This window comes from Ruegeria sp. P8 (assembly GCF_056534665.1).
In genome coordinates, this window is the sequence record NZ_JBQERC010000001.1 from 417,453 (window position 1) to 436,632 (window position 19,180).

At 58.4% G+C, this 19,180-nt stretch carries 16 protein-coding genes; 8 read left to right on the forward strand and 8 right to left on the reverse strand.

Annotated features, from left to right (window positions below; all coding sequences use genetic code 11):
- The first annotated feature begins 105 nt into the window (after positions 1-105).
- Together ACR0BZ_RS02075 and ACR0BZ_RS02080 are read left to right on the forward strand one after the other, a co-directional pair.
- On the forward strand, positions 106-1,383 hold the full coding sequence (locus tag ACR0BZ_RS02075; protein ID WP_480919320.1) for a DUF3422 family protein: 1,278 nt from the start codon (positions 106-108) through the stop codon (positions 1,381-1,383).
- 68 nt (positions 1,384-1,451) lie between these two features.
- The gene (locus tag ACR0BZ_RS02080; protein WP_480919321.1) at positions 1,452-2,588 is read left to right on the forward strand and encodes an MFS transporter; all 1,137 of its coding nucleotides are present in this window, start codon (positions 1,452-1,454) and stop codon (positions 2,586-2,588) included.
- A 7-nt stretch (positions 2,589-2,595) separates the two neighbouring features.
- Here ACR0BZ_RS02080 and ACR0BZ_RS02085 read toward each other — a convergent pair whose 3' ends face one another.
- From ACR0BZ_RS02085 to ACR0BZ_RS02095, 3 genes are all read right to left on the reverse strand, one after another.
- Positions 2,596-3,576 carry an ABC transporter permease gene (locus tag ACR0BZ_RS02085; RefSeq protein ID WP_480919322.1) on the reverse strand — a complete coding sequence of 327 codons (981 nt, stop codon included), beginning with the start codon at positions 3,574-3,576 and terminating at the stop codon, positions 2,596-2,598.
- Positions 3,569-4,576 (reverse strand): ABC transporter permease, encoded by a 1,008-nt coding sequence (locus ACR0BZ_RS02090; RefSeq protein ID WP_209504480.1) that lies wholly within the window; start codon positions 4,574-4,576, stop codon positions 3,569-3,571. The genes ACR0BZ_RS02085 and ACR0BZ_RS02090 overlap by 8 nt, the downstream gene beginning before the upstream one ends.
- A 93-nt stretch (positions 4,577-4,669) precedes the next feature.
- On the reverse strand, positions 4,670-6,376 hold the full coding sequence (locus ACR0BZ_RS02095; RefSeq protein WP_480919323.1) for a peptide ABC transporter substrate-binding protein: 1,707 nt from the start codon (positions 6,374-6,376) through the stop codon (positions 4,670-4,672).
- A gap of 285 nt (positions 6,377-6,661) precedes the next feature.
- Between ACR0BZ_RS02095 and ACR0BZ_RS02100 the strand changes: the two genes are divergently transcribed.
- The 5 genes from ACR0BZ_RS02100 to ACR0BZ_RS02120 are packed head-to-tail and all read left to right on the forward strand — an operon-like array spanning position 6,662 to position 13,230.
- Positions 6,662-8,482 (forward strand): ABC transporter ATP-binding protein, encoded by a 1,821-nt coding sequence (locus ACR0BZ_RS02100; protein ID WP_480919324.1) that lies wholly within the window; start codon positions 6,662-6,664, stop codon positions 8,480-8,482.
- A 4-nt stretch (positions 8,483-8,486) separates the two neighbouring features.
- The gene (gene argE / locus ACR0BZ_RS02105) at positions 8,487-9,653 is read left to right on the forward strand and encodes an acetylornithine deacetylase (protein WP_480831594.1); all 1,167 of its coding nucleotides are present in this window, start codon (positions 8,487-8,489) and stop codon (positions 9,651-9,653) included.
- A gap of 43 nt (positions 9,654-9,696) precedes the next feature.
- Positions 9,697-10,863, forward strand: a complete 1,167-nt coding sequence (locus ACR0BZ_RS02110; RefSeq protein WP_480919325.1) for a M20 aminoacylase family protein — start codon at positions 9,697-9,699, stop codon at positions 10,861-10,863.
- 15 nt (positions 10,864-10,878) lie between these two features.
- The gene (locus ACR0BZ_RS02115) at positions 10,879-12,042 is read left to right on the forward strand and encodes a M20 aminoacylase family protein (RefSeq protein ID WP_480919326.1); all 1,164 of its coding nucleotides are present in this window, start codon (positions 10,879-10,881) and stop codon (positions 12,040-12,042) included.
- Between the two features lie 24 nt (positions 12,043-12,066).
- Complete coding sequence (locus ACR0BZ_RS02120) at positions 12,067-13,230, forward strand: M20 aminoacylase family protein (protein WP_480910060.1); 1,164 nt, start codon at positions 12,067-12,069, stop codon at positions 13,228-13,230.
- A 42-nt stretch (positions 13,231-13,272) separates the two neighbouring features.
- Here the strand turns inward: ACR0BZ_RS02120 and ACR0BZ_RS02125 are convergent, their stop codons facing one another.
- Together ACR0BZ_RS02125 and moaA are read right to left on the reverse strand one after the other, a co-directional pair.
- Positions 13,273-14,595 carry a 3-deoxy-D-manno-octulosonic acid transferase gene (locus tag ACR0BZ_RS02125; RefSeq protein WP_480919327.1) on the reverse strand — a complete coding sequence of 441 codons (1,323 nt, stop codon included), beginning with the start codon at positions 14,593-14,595 and terminating at the stop codon, positions 13,273-13,275.
- Positions 14,596-14,598: 3 nt separating this feature from the next.
- Positions 14,599-15,606: a GTP 3',8-cyclase MoaA gene (gene moaA / locus ACR0BZ_RS02130; RefSeq protein ID WP_480919328.1), complete on the reverse strand. Its 1,008-nt coding sequence runs from the start codon at positions 15,604-15,606 to the stop codon at positions 14,599-14,601.
- A gap of 90 nt (positions 15,607-15,696) precedes the next feature.
- On the opposite strand from moaA, the gene ACR0BZ_RS02135 reads away from it, so the two are divergent.
- A complete protein-coding gene (locus ACR0BZ_RS02135; RefSeq protein WP_480919329.1) occupies positions 15,697-16,128 on the forward strand; it encodes a hypothetical protein in 432 nt (143 codons plus the stop codon).
- Here the strand turns inward: ACR0BZ_RS02135 and ACR0BZ_RS02140 are convergent.
- Genes ACR0BZ_RS02140 through glmS form a run of 3 tightly spaced genes read right to left on the reverse strand, consistent with a single transcriptional unit; the run spans position 16,116 to position 19,177 of the window.
- On the reverse strand, positions 16,116-16,802 hold the full coding sequence (locus ACR0BZ_RS02140; RefSeq protein WP_480919330.1) for a DNA alkylation repair protein: 687 nt from the start codon (positions 16,800-16,802) through the stop codon (positions 16,116-16,118). The two genes, ACR0BZ_RS02135 and ACR0BZ_RS02140, sit on opposite strands and share 13 nt — an antisense overlap.
- A 5-nt stretch (positions 16,803-16,807) precedes the next feature.
- Positions 16,808-17,350, reverse strand: coding sequence for a pyridoxamine 5'-phosphate oxidase family protein (locus tag ACR0BZ_RS02145; RefSeq protein ID WP_480919331.1), 543 nt, complete (start codon positions 17,348-17,350; stop codon positions 16,808-16,810).
- 3 nt (positions 17,351-17,353) lie between these two features.
- A complete protein-coding gene (glmS, locus tag ACR0BZ_RS02150) occupies positions 17,354-19,177 on the reverse strand; it encodes a glutamine--fructose-6-phosphate transaminase (isomerizing) (protein WP_480919332.1) in 1,824 nt (607 codons plus the stop codon).
- Positions 19,178-19,180 lie beyond the last annotated feature (3 nt).

The following is a 19,180-nucleotide window of genomic DNA, read 5'->3' on the forward strand; positions in this document are numbered from 1 at the left end:
GTCGGTTTGTATACCTTTGTATTCGTGTAAGTATATGAAATAAAATAAGAATTGATGTATCCGAGTTGTGACGTATAGTGCGGACACCGCTATCGGAGCCTCTGAATGACGCCAATCGATGATCACCCGCTGCGCTATGCGCTGGCCAATGAACTTCATGCCCGCCCGTTTCCGGCCGCCGATACGCCGTGCACGGTCGCCTTTCTTGCGATCAAGAAGCCGGAAGCAGCCGTCGCTCGGGACCGCAGTCAGGATATCGCCCATCTGATTGATCTGCTTGACCGACATGGGGCGCAACATCCGCAGCCGGGGGCCACGCATTATGCCGGGCAGATCGGACGCCATTGGCTGAAATGGGAGCAGCACACAGAGTTTGTCACCTATACGGCGATTGTGCCGAACGTCAGCGGCCGCCCTTTCAACCCCGCCGATTTCGAGGTTTTTCCCCCGGATTGGCTGATGGCCAGCCCGGGCCAGAGGATCACTTCGTTGCTGATGCGGGTGGTACCGCGCCCGGAAGATGCGGCTGTAAAGGTCGCTCTGGCTGATTGGTTCGAACCTGAAAGTCTTGCCGTGTCTCGGGTGTTGGATGCTTCGGCAATTTGCGCTAGCGATTTCCGTATCGACCCGGCTGGTCACATGCGTTTTGCCCTGTTCGTGACCGAAGGCACGGGCACGCGCCGAACAGGGCGTATTATCCAGCGGCTGTGCGAGATCGAGACATACAAGGCGATGTCGATGCTTGGCTTTGCCCGCGTCAAACAATTGGCCCCCCGGATCGAGGAACTGGACGCCCAGCTGGCGAAGCTGATGGTTGAAATGACAGATGACACCACACCACCAGATGCGCTGTTGCCTCAATTGCTGGCCACATCGACCGAGCTCGAGACCATTTCGGCCCGCAGTTCGTTCCGGTTTGGGGCAACCGGCGCTTACGAGGCGCTGGTGAATCAACGGATCGACGTCCTGCGCGAGGAAAGGTTCGAAGGTGGTCAAAGCTTTGCCGATTTCATGATGCGCCGTTATGATCCTGCGATCCGTACCGTGAAATCAACAGAACGCCGCCTGCAGGCGCTGTCTGACCGGGCCATCCGTGCGGGTGAGTTGTTGCGCACTAGGGTGGACGTCGAGCGGAGTGCACAAAATCAGGCCCTGCTGGAAAGCATGGATCGTCGGGCCGATCTTGCCTTGCGCTTGCAACACACGGTCGAGGGGCTTTCTGTGGTGGCCATCAGTTATTATGCGGTCTCACTGGTTGGCTATCTTCTGTATCCGTTGACGGCCACCGGTATAAGCAAGGGAACGCTGACGGCGGCGGCGACGATCCCGGTAGTGGCGGGCGTATGGATCGCCGTTCGGCGCATCCGCAAACGCCTGGGGTAAGCTGCAATTGCCAATTTGCGCCCAACCTGTAGAACGGGTGGGGCGGGCAGACAGCACGAGGTTCTCTGTTGATTGGTGTTTTCTCGGCATGGCGGGCAGTTGCGGCCATGTTCATCCTGAACGGGGCCTTGTTTGGCATCTGGGCCTCGCGCATTCCGGCCGTGCGCGACCGGTTGGACTTGTCTCATGACGCGTTGGGGTACGGGTTGTTGTTCATGGCGGCCGGGGCTGTCTGTTCGTTTCCGGTCACGGGGCGGTTGACGGATCGGTATGGTGCAGTCGCGGTAACCCGGATAGTGGCTGTTCTGTACACGCTGTCGCTGGTTCTGCTTGCTGTTGCTGGCGGGTTTTGGGCGCTGGCGTTTTGTTTGTTTGTTTTCGGCGCGTTCCACGGATCGATGGATGTGGCAATGAATGCCTGGGCCGCCGAAGTCGAGCAGGCATATGACAAACCCGTAATGTCGTCATTCCACGCCATGTGGAGCCTTGGGGCCGGTCTTGGCGCGCTCAGCGGGTATGTGGCAGTTCAGATGGGGCTGACGGTTCTGGTGCACTTCCTAGTGGCGGGTGGCACGGTTGTCGCCTTCGCGCTGGCCTTGTCGTGGGTGCGCTGGACGTCGAAACGGTCCGAGCGGTCGCAAAGCTCGGTTTTTGCTTTGCCCTCGGGTGCGCTGATACTGGTCGGATTCGCGGCCATGTGTGGTGCATTGGGTGAAGGCGCCGTCGCAGACTGGAGCGCGATTTTCCTGCGAGACGTTTCCGAGGCGCCCGAAAGTGTTGCCGCATTGGGCTATGCCGTGTTTTCCGTGACGATGGTGGCGTTTCGCCTAGCAGGCGCGATTGTCATTATGCGGTTTGGTCCTGCTGCGACGGCCCGGTTCGGCGGGATCTGCGCGGCGTTGGGCGTTTTCGCTGTGGTTTCTTCGGTTGCGCCCTTGCCCGCATTGGCGGGGTTTGCGCTGATGGGCATAGGGTATGCGGTGATAATGCCGCTGGCGTTCAGCCATGCAGCCAGCGATCCGCTTGTCCCGCCGGGGCAAGCCATCGCAAGTGTAGCTACGCTGGGATATGGTGGGTTATTGATAGGGCCGCCGCTGATCGGATTTTTGGCGGAACTGTTCGGCCTGCGTCTGGCGTTCGCCGTGCTGTTGCCATTGGCCGTTCTGATCGTGCTGTTGGCCGGCGCGCTGAGGCGCGCCGACTAAACTTGTTTCAGCGTCCGCGAATGCGGGGATCCAGTGCGTCGCGCAGCCCGTCACCCAGATAGTTGACGCTCAGCACCGTCAGCGAGATCGCAAGGCCGGGCCAAATCACACGTTCTGGATATTGCTGCAGGTAGTCCACGCCATCTTGTAATAACCTCCCCCAGGTCGGAAAATCTGGAGGAAAGCCGAGTCCAAGAAAAGACAGCGCGCTTTCTGTGATGATCGCTGTGGCAATACCCAGCGTTGCCGACACCATGATGGGCGACAGCACGTTGGGTAGGATGTGGCGCATTATTATCTGCGAATTGCTGGTGCCAATCGAGCGGGCGGCAAGCACGAATTCGCGCTCTTTGATGGCCAGCACGTCGCCGCGCACGATCCGCGCCGTAGGCATCCACGAGGTGATGCCGATGGCACTGACGATCAGAATGAAGATCCCGCGCTCCAGTCCGAATGCGGCTGACAGAGGCTCGCGGAACAGAAGCATCATAACCAGCAACAACGGCAGCAAGGGCAGGGCAAGAAACAGATCGGTCAGGCGCATCAGCGGCCCATCGAGCCGCCTGAAGAATCCCGCCAGAACGCCGATGAACGAACCCAGGAACAGCGCCAGCAACATCGCGGTTATGCCAACCGAGACTGAGGTTTGACCACCCGACATCATGCGCGCAAGAATGTCGCGACCCAATTGGTCGGTGCCAAAGGGATGTGCCCAACTGGGCCCCTGATTGCGCGACCGGATATCGATCTGGGTTGGATCAATGCTCCACAGATACGGGCCCAGATAGACACCGGCAACGATGATGATAAACAGGATCGCCCCGACCATTGCGCCTTTGTGGGTCTTGAACTGATCCCAAACATCGCGCCATTGGCTGCGGGGAGGGGTGGCCAGTTCTTCCATCACGTCGGCTGTCGGCAAGGCGGTTGAAGCTGGTGCAAGTCCTTCGTCCGGGACCAGCGTATCGGTACGATCATGATCAGTCATATCGAATCCTCGGGTCCAGAATGCCATAAAGTACGTCAGCGATCAGGTTGAACAGCACGATCAGTACGGCGAAAATAAAGGTCAGGGTTTGCACCATCGGCAGATCATTGGCCTGAATCGCGCCGATCAGCAACTGCCCGATTCCGTTCACCTTGAACACCTGCTCGGTGATGATGGCGCCACCAAAGATGGACGGAATACCCAGCGCGATCACGGTGACCACCGGGATCATCGAGTTTCGCAGGACGTGAACCATGACCACGGTATATTCGCTGAGACCCTTGGCGCGGGCGGTGCGAACGTAATCCTGATTGAGGTTATCCAGCATGGACGCGCGCATGAACCGGCTGAGTTGTGCGGTGATCTGCAAGGCCAGAACCATGACCGGCATGATCATCTGTTTGAGCTGCACAACAAAGCTGTCCCAGCTGTTGACCACCAGCGTGGTGTCATAGATCGACGGGAACCAGCCCAGCTGGACTGAAAAGATCACGATTACCAGCACGCCCGAAAAGAAGGGTGGAACGGAAAAGCCGACCATCGACACGAAAGTACCCATCTGGTCGAACCAGGAATACTGACGGTAGGCCGAATAGATGCCGATGGGCAGCGCGATCAGGATGGCAACCACATAGGCGGTGCCGACAACCCACAGGGTCTGCGGGATACGCTGAACGACGATGTCCATTACCGGCGAACGGGTCTGCCAGGAAATCACGCGCAGGTCGCCTTCGGAGAAGGTTGTACCAAATACAGAATCGACCAATACCTGCGGTTCAATCCAGAAGAACTGCACGATCCATTTCCAGAACCGGATATGCATCGGCTGGCCGAGGCCAAGCGCCTCGCGCATCTTCTCTTTGACTTCCGGGGGAACGGTGAGTGGAACCTGTGCCATCGGGTCGCCAGGGGCAAGCTCGAGCAGCAGGAAGATGACGAGGCTGATGAACAGCAGTGTGGGCACCGCCAACACCAGTCGTCTGATTGTAAAGTTGAGCATTCAAAGGCGCCTTTGTTGATGCGTCTTCTTGTTGGAGCGGCCTGCAAATGACTGCGCCCCGAAGATCGGGGCGCGGCTTGGCAGGTTTAACGCTTAGGAGCCGGTCTTGCGGTACCAGTCCGCAACGTTCCAAAGCTCGCTGTCCCAAGTGTTCAGGATCACGCCACCCAATGTGTTGGAATGTGCAGAGACCCGTCCACGATCAACCAGCGGAACCACGACATAGCTGTCCTTGGTCAGCATATCGTTGAGTTTACGGGCAATTTCGCCACGTTTTTCAAGCTCGCCGGTGCGGCCCAGTTCGGCCACCAGCTTGTCGTACTCGGCATCACAATAGCGGTTGATGTTCTCGCCCTGCCACTGGCTTTCCGGTTTCGGTGCCTTGTCACAGGTGTGCTGCGCAAGATAGCTTTCCGGATCGGTGCCATCGAAGTTGTTGGCGTACATTTCAACGTCTGCATAGAAACGCTGGAACGTGTCCGGGCTGCCCGGGTCACCACCAAAGAAGACCGACGCGTTGATGTTGCGCAGCTCGGTTTCAACACCGATCTGGCTCCACCATTCCTTGATCAGCGCCTGGAAGTCCTGACGAACAGCGTTGGTCGAGGTTTGATAGACCAGCGCCAGTCTTACACCATCCTTGGCGCGGACACCGTCAGCACCTTTCACCCAACCGGCTTCTTCCAGCATCTGGTTCGCGCCGTCGATGTCCTGTGTCAGACATTCGGTGTTGTCGCTTGCGTACAATGCCGGGGCCGGTACCAGGTTGCAGGTCGGGCGACCGGCTTGGCCGTAGCCAATCTCAACCAGCAGATCACGGTCGATTGCCATCGACAGTGCCTTGCGAACAGCCAGTTCCGACAAGGCCGGGTGCGGATGTTTTGCGGTTGAACGTTCACCTTCAGGCAGGCTGGGGGACGGATCCGTCATGTTCATTTCGATCCGTTCAACCAAGGTCCCGAACGCCGCGATCGGAGTACCCTTGCCGCCTTCTTTCATCTGCTCGATGACTTCGGGCGCCAGTTGCAGGTTCCACGCATAGTCGAATTCGCCGGTTTCCATCACAGCACGGCCAGCCGCTGTCGCATCGCCGCCACCTTTGAAGGTCAGCGTGGCAAAAGCGGGCTTGTTCGGGTCACGATAGTTCTGGTTGGCCGACATGGTGATCACGTCGTTTGGCTTGAATTCGTCCACAACAAACGGGCCGGTTCCGATCGGGCCAAAGTTCTGATCTGTACATTCGGGCGCCTTGGAGCCCATGCAGTTCTGAAACTGGGCCATCTGGATAATTGGCGACTGGCCACCCATGAATGGGCCATAGGGGTTCGGCTTTGGTTCGGCAAAGTTGACCTTGATGGTCAAATCGTCGATTGCCTCGACGCTTTCGACGCCTTCAAACTTGGCAAGCTGGGCGCAACCACCTTCCGGATGCATGCAATAGTCGGCGGTGAATTTCACGTCGGCCGACGTCACGGGCGATCCATCGGACCAGACCAAACCGGATTTCAGTTTCCACGTGATCGATTTCAGATCCGACGAAACACCACCGTTTTCCACGGTCGGGATATCCTCGGCGAGATAGGCTACAAGGTTCCCGTCTTGGTCATAGCGACCGAGCGGCTCAATCACCAACGAAGCCGATTCGATATCTTTGGTGCCCGAGGACAGGTACGGGTTCAGGATCGACGGAGCCTGCCAGTAAATGATGCTGACATTGCCGTCCGATCCACGCTCGGCCATAGCCACAGGGGCCATCGCCGTGCTTGCAATCGCACCAAGCAAAAGGGTTTTGATTTTCATAAGTTACTCCCAAGTTGGACACGTTCGTGTCTCGATTATCTCCGCAAGGCCTGCGGGTTTGGCGTTGCCGCCCCAAGGTAAGGTTCTGATCAACAAAGATAATAGCGCTAACGATTTCGGTCTGCGCCGCCTCCCCAGGTCGGTTACATGGCGTATCGAAACAGAACCTGAGAAAAATGCAAGTAGTGCCGTCGCGAAAATGTGTAATGGGTTTGACTTTTCCCGGCGGCCCGCCTTAGCGTTCGGAATTCAGAAAAAGAATACCGTCGTCAAGGGAGCGCGCGCGTGCTGGATCAGCCTATTGCACAGATTAAAAAACTGCGGGTGGAGTTTCAGACGAAGGATGGCCCCGTTGTCGGTGTTGAGGATGTCTCGTTCGAGGTCAAACCGGGTGAAACCCTTTGTATCGTTGGCGAATCGGGGTCTGGAAAATCGGTTTCGTCGCTGTCGCTGATGCGGCTGGTCGAGTTCGGTGGGGGCGAAATCGCGGGTGGTGAACTTCTGTTTGATCGCCGCGATGGGGGCGAGATGGACCTGTCCAAAGCCGATCCGGATCTGATGAAACAGATTCGCGGCAACGAGATCGGGATGATTTTTCAGGAGCCGATGACGGCGCTTAATCCGGTTTTTACCGTTGGTCGCCAGTTGACCGAAGGTCTGCGCATCCACAAGCAGATGTCAAAGGCACAGGCCGAGGACCGGGCGCTTGAGTTGCTGCGCCAGGTTCGCATCCCCGAGCCCGAGCGTCGTCTGAAGCAGTACCCGCACGAGCTGTCGGGCGGGATGCGCCAGCGTGTCGTCATCGCGATGGCCATGGCCTGCGAACCCCGACTGCTGATCGCCGATGAACCCACCACGGCGTTGGACGTGACCATTCAGGCCGAGATCCTGGCCCTGATGGATCGCCTCAAGCGCGAAACCGGAACTGCGGTGATGTTCATCACCCACGACATGGCTGTGGTTGCCCAGATGGCTGACCGTGTTGTCGTTATGTATCGCGGCAACAAGGTCGAAGAGGGGACCGTCAAGGAAATCTTTGAAAACCCGCAGCATGATTACACCAAGGCCCTTTTGGCCGCAGTACCGAAGCTGGGTGAAATGCAGGGCAAGTCGGCACCTGAACCGATGAAGTTGCTGGGTGTCGAGGGGCAGAAAATTGCGCCCATCCCCGGAACCGAAGAAGTTTTGTTGACCGTAAAGAACCTGACCACGCGGTTTCCGGTCAAAGGTGGCCTTCTGCGGCGCACGATCTCGAACGTTCATGCGGTTGAGGATGTGTCATTCACACTGAACAAAGGTCAGACACTCAGCCTTGTGGGCGAATCCGGGTGCGGAAAGTCCTCGGCGGGGCGTTCGATCCTGCGGCTGGTCGAGCCGATGGCGGGCGAGGTCAATCTGGACGGTGTCGATATCATGAAGCTGGACCCGTTCGGCCTGCGCAAGGCGCGGCTGGACATGCAGATGATCTTTCAGGACCCGTTCGCCTCGCTGAACCCACAGATGCAGCTGGTCGATCAGGTTGCCGAGCCGATGCGCAACTATGGCGTGGCGTCGGGATCCGAATTGCAGGACCGCGTCGCGCAATTGTTCGACAAGGTGCAGCTGCCGCGCAGCTTCATGCGTCGTTTCCCGCATGAAATGTCCGGGGGACAGCGTCAGCGGATCGCGATTGCCCGCGCACTGGCCCTGAACCCCAAGCTGATCATCGCGGATGAGGCGGTCTCGGCCCTCGACGTGTCGGTTCAGGCGCAGGTTCTGAACCTGATGATGGAGCTGCAGTCCGATCTGGGGCTGTCCTATCTGTTCATCAGTCATGACATGGCCGTGGTTGAACGTGTCAGCCACTATGTCGGTGTTATGTATCTGGGCCGCATTGTGGAACTGGGCCCGCGTGCGCGTGTGTTTGAAAACCCGCAACACCCCTATACGCAGGCATTGATGAAGGCGGTTCCAATTGCTGATCCGAACAAGCGAAAGACTGAAAAAGACCTGAACTTCAAACCGATCCCGTCACCGATCCACCCTGTCGACTACAAACCGGAACCCTCGCAATATCAAGAGGTTGAACCGGGTCACTTTATCCTGACCACAGACAGTGGGTACTGACACGATGGCCAAGCGCCTGACGCCGCTTGAGATCATGACCAAGCTGATCTCATTCCCAACCGTGAGTCGTGACACCAACCTGCCGTTGGTCGACTGGGTGGAAGAATACCTGCAAAGCCATGGGATCACGTCGCACCGCTGGCCTGATCCGGATCAGCCGCATAAGGCGGCGATCTTTGCGCATGTTGGCCCTTTGGAAGAAGGCGCAGTTGTGCTGTCCGGGCACACGGATGTCGTACCGGTTGACGGGCAACCCTGGGACACCGACCCCTTCACCGTGACCGAGGAGGACGGCAAATATTTCGGGCGCGGCACCTGTGACATGAAGGGATTTGATGCGCTTGCCATCTGGGCGCTGGTCGAGGCGCATTACGCACGTGTGAAACGACCGCTCCAACTTGCGCTGAGTTTTGATGAGGAAGTCGGGTGTACCGGGGCGCCGCCGATGATCGAGGCGATGCAGGGCGTTCTTCCCAAAGGCTCGGCGGTGGTTGTGGGCGAACCATCGATGATGCAGGCGGTGACGGGTCACAAGGGTGGGTTCGGCTTTGACACCCATATGGTCGGGTTCGAAGTTCACAGCTCGATCATGCACACAGGCGTCAACGCCATCATGGCGGCGGCCCCGTTGATCGACTGGGCCAACCAACAGAACGCGCGAAACATGGCGGCGCAACCCAGTACCGTTGCTGCCGTGTTCGATCCACCCTGGACAACCTGCCACGTCGGTATGATTGAAGGCGGAACAGCCCATAACATTACCGCCAAAGACTGCCGGTTCATGATGGATTTCCGGACTGTGCCCGATGAAACGCAGGCCCAATGGCGCGATGCCTATTTCGAACAGGTTCGGCAAGTTGAGGCTCAGATGCAGGCCGTTCACCCGGATACCCGCATCGAACTGACTGAAAACTTCGCGATTCCGGGGTTGATCCCGGAAGAGGATGGTGAAGCCGAAGCTCTGGTACGCGCCCTGACCGGAGACAACGCAAGCCATGTGGTCAGTTATGGGACCGAGGCAGGCCAATTTCAGGAGGCCGGGTATTCTGCCGTGATATGCGGACCCGGAGACATAGCGCAGGCCCATCAGCCAAATGAGTTCATTACGATTGAACAATTCGAAGCCGGTCATAAATTCATGCAGCGATTGGTTGAAAAACTATGCGCCTAGCCCGGTGTAATACGGTGCCAGCGGTTGAGAGAAAGGTCTTGAGATGCCCGTAAAAAACAGACTTGCGGAAATGCATGGCGAGATCACCGAATGGCGCCGCCACCTGCACGCCCATCCGGAGCTGATGTATGACGTCCATGAAACTGCGGCCTTTGTTGCCGCCCGTCTGAAAGAGTTCGGAGTGGACGAGATCACTCCGGGCGTTGGCAAAACGGGCGTTGTCGGGGTGATCAAAGGGCGCACGGATACGCAGGGGCGCGTCATCGGCCTGCGTGCAGACATGGACGCGCTTCCGATTGAAGAGGCGACGGGGCTGGACTATGCCTCGACCGTGTCGGGCAAGATGCACGCCTGCGGACATGACGGGCATACTTCGATGCTGCTTGGGGCCGCGCAGTACCTTTCCGAAACGCGCAATTTCGATGGCACCGTGGTTCTGATCTTCCAGCCCGCCGAGGAAGGCGGGGCCGGTGGTCTGGCCATGTGTCAGGACGGGTTGATGGACCGCTGGGGCATTCACGAGGTCTATGGCATGCACAACATGCCCGGTCTTCCGGTGGGCGAATTCGCAATTCGCCCCGGCGCGTTGCTGGCCTCGTCCGATGAGTTTGAAATCACCGTCACTGGCAAGGGCGGACACGCCGCTGCACCGCACGAGGCGGTGGATACAACGCTGGTGGCTTCGCATATCGTTGTTGCCTTGCAATCGGTGGTGTCCCGGACCGTTGACCCGATCAAGCGAGTTGTCCTCACCGTTGGTACGTTTGTGACTGACAGTGTTGCGTCGAACGTGATCGCTCATACGGTTCGTTTGCAGGGAACCGTGCGGACACTTGACCCCGAGTATCGTTCAATCGCCGAAGAACGCGTGCGCCGGATCGCCGAGGATACGGCCTCAGCTTTTGGCGCGAAGGCGGAGGTTACCTGGACACCCGGATACCCGGTGACAGTGAATTCCGAGGCCGAAACGGGCTATGCGGCCGAGGCGGCAGCTGCGGTTGCGGGCAAGGTCAACGACAGCACGGACCCGATCATGCCGTCCGAAGATTTTGCCTATATGCTTGAAGAACGCCCCGGTGCGTACATCTTTATCGGGAACGGGGATACGGCCATGTGCCACCACCCGCAATACAACTTTGACGACGACGCGATCCCCGCCGGTTGCAGCTGGTTTGCCGAGCTTGTGGAACGACGATTGCCTGTCGCATGAAACAGGGAGAATGACATGCCGATCAAGAACCGTCTCGCAGAGATGCATGATGAGATCACCGGTTGGCGGCGTGACATTCACCAACACCCGGAAATTCTGTACGACACCCACCGCACCAGTGCGCTGGTTGCGGAAAAGCTGAACGAGTTTGGTTGCGACGAGGTCGTGACCGGCATCGGTCGTACCGGAGTCGTCGGCGTCATTCGCGGCAAAAGCGACACGCGGGGCCGCGTGATTGGCTTGCGGGCCGATATGGATGCCCTGCCGATGCAGGAACAGACCGGGTTGGACTATGCCTCGGAAATACCGAATGCGATGCATGCCTGCGGTCATGACGGCCATACGGCGATGGTTTTGGGGGCCGCCAAGTATCTGGCGGAAACCCGCAACTTTGATGGCACGGCAATCGTGATCTTTCAGCCTGCCGAAGAGGGTGGAAATGGTGCCGAGGCCATGTGCAAGGACGGTCTGATGGATCGGTTCGGCATTCAGGAAGTCTATGCGATGCACAATGTGCCGGGTGTTCCTACCGGGCAGTTTGCCATTCGTTCGGGCCCGTTGCTGGCAGCGGCGGACGAGTTTGACATCCATCTTGAAGGGCGCGGCGGCCACGCGGCAAAACCTCATCAGACGATTGATACAACGGTTATGCTGTCGCAACTGATCGTGGCGTTGCAGACGATTGTGTCGCGCAACGCGGACCCGATTTTGCAGGCCGTGCTGTCTGTGACCTCGGTCGAGACGTCCTCGAAAGCGTTCAACGTGATCCCGCAATCAGCGCGGATACGCGGCACCGTTCGGACCCATTCCAACGAGTTGCGCGACCTGATCGAACAACGGCTGAAGGAAGTCTCGGAAGGGATCTCTGCAACATTTGGCGGGTCTGTGAACGTCACCTATAAACGCGGTGTTCCGGTGACGATCAATGCCGAAGCTCAGACGGGATATGCAGCAGAGGCCGCGGTGTCGGTTGGGGGCAGTTGCATTGAAGCGCCGATGGTGATGGGGGGCGAGGATTTCTCGTTCATGCTGGAAGAGAGGCCCGGGGCATTCATCGTTTTGGGCAACGGTGACAGTGCTGGGCTGCACCACCCCGAATACAATTTCAATGACGAGATCATCCCCATTGGGTGCTCGTGGTTTGCGGAAATGGTCGAGCGCCGGATGCCGGCGGCGTGACCTGAATCAGGAGAGAGAAAAGACATGCCAGTCAAGAACCGCTTTGCCGAATTGCAGAATGAAATCACGGAATGGCGAAGGGATCTTCACGAAAATCCAGAGATCCTGTTTGAGACCCACCGCACCAGCGCGAAGGTGGCCGAGAAGCTGAAGGAGTTCGGATGCGATGAGGTTGTAACCGGTATCGGACGTACCGGCGTTGTGGGGGTGATCAAAGGCAAGTCGGACAGCAAAGGAAAGGTGATCGGCCTGCGCGCAGATATGGATGCTTTGCCGATACATGAGGCAACGGGGTTGGACTATGCCTCGAAAACGCCGGGTGCGATGCATGCCTGTGGGCATGACGGGCACACCGCGATGCTGCTGGGGGCGGCAAAGTACCTGTCGGAAACCCGCAACTTTGACGGCACCGTTGTCGTGATCTTCCAACCTGCTGAAGAAGGGGGCGGCGGGGGGCGCGAAATGTGCGAAGACGGCATGATGGACCGCTGGAACATTCAGGAAGTTTACGGAATGCATAACTGGCCGGGACAGCCTGTCGGCAAGTTCGCAATCCGACCGGGGTCGTTCTTTGCGGCGACCGATCAGTTCGACATCACCTTTGAGGGTCGCGGCGGACATGCGGCCAAACCGCATGAGACCGTGGATACCACAGTTCTGGCAGCGCAGGCTGTCCTAACGCTGCAAACGATTTCTTCGCGCAATGCCGACCCGATTGATCAGGTTGTGGTGTCAGTGACATCGTTCGAGACGTCATCCAAGGCGTTCAATGTGATCCCTCAGACCGTGCAGATCAAAGGCACGGTGCGCACCATGAGCAAGGGCATGCGGGATCTGGCTGAAAAGCGGATCAACGAGATTTGCAACGGTGTTGCGGGCACGTTTGGCGGTACCGCTGACGTGACCTATATTCGTGGATATCCGGTGATGGTGAACAGCGACGAGCAAACAGAGTTTGCGGCGGATGTGGCCCGGTCGGTGTCCGGTGATTGCGACGAGGCACCTTTGGTCATGGGGGGCGAAGATTTTGCCTTCATGCTGGAGGAACGTCCAGGCGCCTACATTCTTGTGGGCAACGGTGACACCGCAATGGTTCATCACCCGGAATACAATTTCAACGACGAAGCCATTCCGGCCGGATGCAGCTGGTGGGCGGAGATTGTCGAACAGCGGATGCCAGCCGCCTGATGGAGAGGGTGGGGGCGCTGCCCCCACGCCCCCGGGATATTTCTAGCCAGATGAAGCGGGATCCTTTGCGTGCAGATCAAGCACCGTACAGAGGGTTTCGACGACGGTATCCAAGGCGGTCGACTGTGTATTGACGCAGGATTGTGCAGCCGTTCTGGCGGCTTGAAGGGCATTCTGATCTGACAGCCAATGTGAAACGGCCTCAGAGAGGTCAGTGGATGTCTGGACCTCGACAGCGCCCTTGGCGTCGATCAGCGGGGCAAAGGTTTCTGCAAAGTTGAAATACCCCGGGCCGGTGATCACTGCGGCCCCGGCCTGAGCCGGTTCAAATGGGTTGTGTCCGCCAATCTCTTTCAGTGATCCCCCAAGGAAAACGATCGGGCAAAGCGCGTACCAGGTTCCGGTTTCGCCCAATGTGTCGGCAACATACACGCGCGTCGTATTTGTGATGGGTTCATTTCTTGACCGGAAGGACGCGTTGAGCCCGGCGTTGTTCAGAAGGCCCGCGACCTCGCCGCGCCGTTCGGGGTGGCGCGGGATCAGGAGCAGCAGAAGGTCGGGCCAATGCTGCAATAATGCCTTGTGGGCTGTCAGAACGCTGTCTTCTTCTCCGGCATGGGTGGAACTGGCGATCCAGACCGGTCTGGCGGCTATTTGCGTGCGAATGTCGTCCAGCGTATTCTGGTCCACAGGCAAAGGGTCGGACATGGCCTTGAGGTTGGTACCCGGCTGCACGCGTTGGGCAGGGGCGCCCATGGCAATCAGGTTGGAAGCTGTTTTGTCGTTCTGCGTCAGGAACAGGCGAAATTTATTCAGGATAAACCTTGCTGTTTTAGGGCGCTTCTTCCATCCGGCGACAGATTTGTCCGACAATCGAGCATTCAGCAGAGCCAGTGGAATGTCGCGCCCTGCGCTTTCGACAATCAGCCGCGGCCAGATCTCGCTTTCGACGAAGATCCCGGCATCGGGTTGCCAATGGTCCAGAAAGCGTTGGACCGAGTTGGCTGTGTCAAGCGGCGGGTACTGGTGCCGGGTGCGGGGCGGCAAGCGCTTTTCGATCAGGGCCGCTGAGGTTGGCGTGCCTGAGGTGATCAGAAACTCGGATTTGGGAAGGCAGGTGCCCAGCCGATTGATCAGGGTGAGGACGGACAGGCTTTCGCCGACGCTGGCGGCGTGGAACCAAATCAACTGCCCTGCGGGGCGGGGCTGACTGGCACGGCCAAGACGCTCGTGCTGGCGGTTGGCTGCTACGCCCGCAGCCTCAAGTTTCTTTTGGACGGTTCTCCAGACCAGAGGTGCGGCCAGAGAGATCAGGGCGCAGTACAGGTAGTACAGCGCTGTGGGTCGGTCTTGGTGATCCGGCATGTATCAGCCGCCTGTATGGCTCATATGGCGGCTCATCCGGCCATCGACGGACTGGCGGGAATAGTCGAAGTCGTGACCTTTTGGTTTCAGGTTGATCGCCGCGCGGATGGCATCTTCAAGCGGCTGTTCTGTATCGGGGTGATTCCGCAATGCGCCGCGCAGATCAGCCATGTCCTCCTGCCCAAGACACATATAAAGCTCGCCAGTACAGGTCAGGCGCACGCGGTTGCAGCTTTCGCAGAAATTGTGGGACAGGGGCGTGATGAAGCCGATCTTCTGACCGGTTTCTTCCAGCCTGATATAGCGGGCCGGTCCGCCAGTGCGTTCGGCCAGATCCGTGATTGTGTAATGGTTTTCGTACTCTTTGCGCACATCCTTGAGCGACCAGTACTGGTCCAGGCGATCCTCGTTGCCGATATCGCCCATCGGCATTACCTCGATCCAGGTCAGGTCCATGTCGCGCTCGGCGCACCATTCAGTGATCTTGGGCAATTCGGGTTCGTTGAACCCCTTGAGCGCAACAGCGTTGATCTTGATCCGCAGCCCTGCCTTTTGCGCCGCGTCGATGCCGTTCAGTACCTGTTTGAGGCGGCCCCAGCGTGTGACCTTGGCAAATTTGTCGTCATCGAGAGTATCCAGGGATACATTCACACGGCGCACACCGGCGGCATAAAGATCTTCGGAAAAGCGATGCAATTGCGAACCGTTTGTCGTCAGCGTCAGCTCTTTCAACGCACCGCTGTCCAAGTGGCGAGTCATGGCGTTGAAGAAAGTCATGATATTGCGACGAACCAATGGCTCACCGCCGGTAATGCGCAGTTTCTCAACGCCCATTCTTACAAAGGTCGAGCACATGCGATCCAGCTCTTCCAGCGTAAGAAGGTCTTTCTTGGGCAGAAAGGTCATGTTTTCGGACATGCAGTAGACGCAACGAAAATCACAGCGGTCCGTAACGGAGACGCGGAGATATGTGATGGCGCGGGCAAACGGGTCGATGAGCGGAGCAGACATGCGACATAGGTAAAGCTGTAACCTGCCTGCGACAAGTGCGAACTGCGCTTTGCACTGGATCACACCCGCATGGGGTTGTAGTTTCCGGGCATGAAAAAGGCATTTGTTTTTCTATGCGTTGTTTTGACCGGGTGCGACACTGTCCGGGCAACGACGGAACGTGTGTTCGGGTCGGGGGACGAGGCGGCTGTGGCCGTACCAGATGTCGAAACTGCGCCAGTTGTCGCTGAGGAAGTTCTACAGCCCGAGCCTGTTGCGGCACGCCCCAGTTGGGTCGGGGCCAAAACAACCATTGCCGGGCTTGGTGATCCGACCACGCCAGGACGCTGGATGCAGACGCCGCTGGTCGAAAGCGAGGTAACGGCGCGGGTTGTTGTGCCCAGAACCGGCGCGCAGGCCTATATCACCCTGGTTCCTGCCGCAGGCCCGGAAAGTAGCGGCAGCCGCTTGTCGCTGGATGCCATGCGGGCCCTATTGGTGCCATTAGACGAACTGGTCGAAGTCGCGGTTTATGCTGACTGACTTTTCAGGTATTTGGCCGCTTCGCGGCGGGCAAACGGTTTCATGTCATCACCGTGTTTGTCCAGAAACGCGATTACGCGTTCGGAGTCGTGTTTGGACAGTTCCCGCAGCCACCAGGCAATTGATTTCTGAATGAACCAGTTGCGGTCAGGGACATATCCGGCGGCCCAGCCGAGGATACGGTCGCGGCGTTGCAGGTCTTCGGGCTTGGGGTGGTTCTGTTTGGTCCAGGGCAGGGTTGCGACAAGTGCCGCGCGCCGGGTCCACACGTGATCGGACTGTGTCCACTGTTCGATGGCATTCAGCCTCTCGGGGTTGGCCATCAGTCGTTTTTGCATCGCCATGCAGGCGTGATCGGCGACGGCCCAGGCGTCAAAATCCGGTAGCCAGCTTTGAAGCAGGTCCCAAACCTGATCGTCGGGCCGGATGCGGGCCTGGGTCAGAAGCTTGGCCGCGGCAAGGCGCGCTTCGTGGATATCGGTTTGCCACAGCGCCTTGGCCAGCGCGACGCGTTTATTCACATCCAGCTCTTGCCGCCATGCTTTGGTCAGATCGTTGAGAACCGGGTTGGCGACGCCCAGATAGACGCGATCCGCCTTGTGATAACTGGCCATCTGACCCGCACGTTCGGGGTCGGCATGGGCTTTGATCTGATCAAGAAAAGAGGTCAGCATCGGGGTCAGACCCGAACACCTGTTGGTTCGCCGTCTATCGTCTGGCTGTTCTTTTCGGCCCAATAAGACCGGATGTCGCCGTCCGTCTTGCCATCGACCCACTTCTGCATCGTGTCGCGGTCGGACTGGAATTCCATGAACGGCACTGCATACCCGCAAGAGGTCTGAACCATTTCAATCGTCTGGTCATAGATCTGCCGGGCGCTGCGGTGGTTGGGGAAGAGATTGGCCAGTTCATCCCAGCCGTCATCTCCGGCGTGCAGAGTGCGGGCCGTTCCATATGTGCGCAGGATCAGTGGGCGCGTGGTGAAGGAGCACCACATCAGTGTCATCCTGTTGACCTGCATCAGATGCCCCGCCGTCTCGTTGCCGCTGCCAGTCAGGTTCATCCAGACGATGCGGTTTGGCCCCAGCACCCGCAGCGAGTCCATACCTTTGAGCGAGATATTGACCTTTCCCTCGGTCCCGGCGGTGCCGACGAAGAACATATGCTGATCTTCGATGAACTTTTGATGCGCGTCATCAAGCCGGGGAAACTGTTTGGACATGGGTCACTCTACCGTCACTGATTTTGCCAGATTGCGCGGCTGGTCTACATCCGTCCCTTTGGCTACAGCTGTGTGATAGGCCAGCAACTGTGCGGGAACCGAATAAAGGATCGGCGCAAGACTGGTGTGAACATGCGGCATCCGGATCGTGCTCCAGACTCCGTCTCCGGCCTCGTCAATTCCATCATCATCAGACACAAGGATCACTTTGCCCTTGCGCGCCATCACTTCCTGCATGTTTGACACGGTCTTGTCGAACACCGTGTCTCGGGGCGCCATGACAACCACGGGCATATGTTTGTCGATCAGGGCGATGGGGCCATGTTTCAACTCTCCTGACGCATAACCTTCGGCGTGGATGTAGCTGATTTCCTTGAGCTTCAGCGCCCCTTCCATTGCCAGCGGATACATCAGGCCACGGCCCAGGAACAGAACGTCGCGCGCCTCGGACAGGCGTTGGGCTGCTTTGCGGATCGCCCGGTTCTGATCCAGTGCCGTGTTCAGCACGGTCGGCAATCCGCGCAGCGCAGCGGCATGATCGGCGATTTCCTCATCCGTCAGGGTGCCGCGATCTGTCGCCGCCTTGAGCGCGAGCATCAGCAAAACGCTTAGTTGACAGGTGAAGGCTTTGGTCGAAGCCACACCGATTTCAACGCCAGCATGGATCGGCAGGGCGATATCGCTTTCCCGAGCAATCGAACTTTCAGGGACATTGACGACAGAAACGATCTTGTCCGCCTTGCCCTCGCAATAGCGCAGCGCGGCCAGGGTGTCGGCGGTTTCTCCTGACTGGCTGACAAACAGCGCCAGTGTGCGACCCGTGATCGGAGGTTCGCGATAGCGAAACTCGCTGGCGATATCGACCTCAACCGGCATCTTGGCCAGTTGTTCGAACCAGTATTTCGCGGTCAGGCAGGCGTAAAACGCGGTGCCGCAGGCGACCATGGTCAGACGGTCCAGTTTGCTGAAATCCAGCTCGGCGTCGGGGAACACCACTCGATCACCGCCCGTGGGCAGGTAGGATCGGATGGCCTCGGCCACGACGATAGGCTGCTCAGCGATTTCCTTGGCCATGAAATGCTTGTGCTCGCCCTTGTCGGCGCGCGCATGATCCAGCTTGATCTTGCGCTTTTCCCGGTTGGCCAGTTCACCGGCTTCGTTGCGGATTTCCAGCGATGTTCGGGTCAGAACTGCGCGGTCGCCTTCCTCAAGATAAGTGATCTGGTTGGTTAGTGGCGCAAGGGCAATGGCGTCCGAGCCCACATACATTTCACCATCGCCGTGGCCGATGGCCAGGGGTGATCCTTTGCGGGCCGCTACAATCAGGTCATCCTCACCATCGAAAAGGAATGCAAGGGCGAAGGCACCTTCCAACTCGTCGATGGTCTTGAAAGCGGCCTCGACAGGGGACATGCCTGTGTTGAGATGATGTTCCGTCATCAGCGCGACGGTTTCAGTGTCGGTTTCGGTCTTGAAGGCGACACCGTGTTTGGCCAGTTCCGCCCTCAGGTCGCGGTAGTTTTCGACAATTCCGTTGTGAACCACGGCCACCGGGCCCGCCTTGTGGGGATGCGCGTTGTTGACGGAAGGCGCACCATGTGTGGCCCATCGGGTGTGACCAATGCCGGATTTACCGGGCAGCGGATCATGCACCAACAGATCGCTGAGGTTGACCAGTTTGCCGACCGCACGCCGACGACCCAGGACACCGTCATTAACGGTTGCAATCCCGGCACTGTCATAGCCGCGATATTCCAGCCGTTTCAGGGCTTCTACCAGAATAGGGGCCGCTTCATGCTGGCCCAAGACACCTACAATTCCACACATATC

Excerpts from the sequence above, each read along its gene's own strand:
- ACR0BZ_RS02075 (WP_480919320.1), top strand. The coding sequence starts at position 106 with ATGACGCCAATCGATGATCACCCGCTGCGCTATGCGCTGGCCAATGAA.
- ACR0BZ_RS02090 (WP_209504480.1), bottom strand. The coding sequence starts at position 4,576 with ATGCTCAACTTTACAATCAGACGACTGGTGTTGGCGGTGCCCACACTG.
- moaA (WP_480919328.1), bottom strand. The coding sequence starts at position 15,606 with ATGTCTGCTCCGCTCATCGACCCGTTTGCCCGCGCCATCACATATCTC.
- argE (WP_480831594.1), top strand. The coding sequence starts at position 8,487 with ATGGCCAAGCGCCTGACGCCGCTTGAGATCATGACCAAGCTGATCTCA.
- ACR0BZ_RS02125 (WP_480919327.1), bottom strand. The coding sequence starts at position 14,595 with ATGCCGGATCACCAAGACCGACCCACAGCGCTGTACTACCTGTACTGC.
- ACR0BZ_RS02095 (WP_480919323.1), bottom strand. The coding sequence starts at position 6,376 with ATGAAAATCAAAACCCTTTTGCTTGGTGCGATTGCAAGCACGGCGATG.
- ACR0BZ_RS02120 (WP_480910060.1), top strand. The coding sequence starts at position 12,067 with ATGCCAGTCAAGAACCGCTTTGCCGAATTGCAGAATGAAATCACGGAA.
- ACR0BZ_RS02085 (WP_480919322.1), bottom strand. The coding sequence starts at position 3,576 with ATGACTGATCATGATCGTACCGATACGCTGGTCCCGGACGAAGGACTT.
- ACR0BZ_RS02110 (WP_480919325.1), top strand. The coding sequence starts at position 9,697 with ATGCCCGTAAAAAACAGACTTGCGGAAATGCATGGCGAGATCACCGAA.
- ACR0BZ_RS02115 (WP_480919326.1), top strand. The coding sequence starts at position 10,879 with ATGCCGATCAAGAACCGTCTCGCAGAGATGCATGATGAGATCACCGGT.
- glmS (WP_480919332.1), bottom strand. The coding sequence starts at position 19,177 with ATGTGTGGAATTGTAGGTGTCTTGGGCCAGCATGAAGCGGCCCCTATT.
- ACR0BZ_RS02135 (WP_480919329.1), top strand. The coding sequence starts at position 15,697 with ATGAAAAAGGCATTTGTTTTTCTATGCGTTGTTTTGACCGGGTGCGAC.
- ACR0BZ_RS02145 (WP_480919331.1), bottom strand. The coding sequence starts at position 17,350 with ATGTCCAAACAGTTTCCCCGGCTTGATGACGCGCATCAAAAGTTCATC.
- ACR0BZ_RS02140 (WP_480919330.1), bottom strand. The coding sequence starts at position 16,802 with ATGCTGACCTCTTTTCTTGATCAGATCAAAGCCCATGCCGACCCCGAA.